Annotated in this window: 1 protein-coding gene; it reads left to right on the top strand. The window is 69.2% G+C overall.

The features are described 5' to 3' along the window. Positions 1 to 22: 22 nt before the first annotated feature. Positions 23 to 1,178 (top strand): HNH endonuclease signature motif containing protein (locus A5681_RS22665; RefSeq protein ID WP_067280787.1); only part of this gene is annotated, 1,156 nt, incomplete at its 3' end.

Below are 1,178 nucleotides of genomic sequence, written 5' to 3'. Positions count from 1 at the left end.
ACCCCCCTGCGATGATGGGGTTATGTCCTCGATCGCATCGCCTCCGGTGGAGCTGAAGCCTGCGGATCGTGTTGAGGTGTTGTTCGACGAGTTGGCGGAGTTGACCGGTCAGCGCAACGCGATCGATGGGCGCATCGTCGAGATCTTCGCGGAGTTGGATCGCGAGGGGCTGTGCGGCGTCACGGGCGCGCGGTCGGTCGCGGCGTTGGTGGCTTGGAAGCTGGGCTGCTCGTCGGCGAACGCGCATACGATCGCCGATGTCGCGCGCCGGCTCGAGGCGTTCCCGCGCTGCGTCCAGGGCATGCGGGAAGGTCGGTTGTCGCTGGATCAAGTCGGGGTCATCGCGGCGCGGGCAAGTGAGGGGTCTGATGAGCATTACGCGGAGTTGGCCCGGGTCGCCACGGTCAGCCAGCTGCGCACGGCGGTCAAGCTGGAACCGCGACCCGAGCCCGATTCTGGGCCGCAACCGCAGCCTTCGATCACCAAAACCTGCAGCGACGAGTTCACTTGCTGGCGGGTCAAACTCGCGCCCCTGGACGCGGCGAAGTTCGACGCGGCGTTGGCGTCTTATCGTGACGCGCTGATCGCGGAGTGGAAGCGCGATCACGGCAGTCGATGCGGCGCATCCGATGTCAGGCCGCCGTTGCCGGGCACCCTGGAGGCGTTCCTGCGCCTGGTCGAGGCGGGGTGGGAGGTGGAGGCGGGCCGCCGTCCGCACGGGCAGCACACCACGGTCGTGGTGCACGTCGACGTCGAGCAGCGCGCCGCCGCCCTGCATCTGGGGCCGCTGCTGTCCGACGCCGAACGCCGCTACCTGACCTGTGATGCCACCTGTGAGGTGTGGTTCGAACGCGACGGTGAGGTGATCGGCGCCGGCCGGGCGACCCGCGTGATCAGCCGGCGCCTTCGCCGCGCCCTCGAGCACCGCCACCCCTCGTGTGCGGTGCCGGGCTGTGGTGCCACCCGCGGTCTGCATGCCCACCACATCCGGCATTGGGAAGACGGCGGCCCCACGGAGTTGGCCAACCTGGTGCTGGTCTGCCCGTATCACCACCGGTTGCACCATCGGGGCGCCATCACCATCGTTGGACCGGCAAGCGCCCTTACCGTCATCGACAGCGCCGGCCGAGCGTTGAGCCCGGCATCGCTGGCGCGGCCACCGACAAAGCCTTGGCCCG

Source organism: Mycobacterium scrofulaceum (assembly GCF_001667885.1).
In the GTDB taxonomy this organism is placed as follows: Bacteria; Actinomycetota; Actinomycetes; order Mycobacteriales; family Mycobacteriaceae; genus Mycobacterium; species Mycobacterium scrofulaceum_C.
Note: the sequence above shows the minus strand (reverse complement) of the source record. Positions and strands in the feature narration are given on the sequence as shown.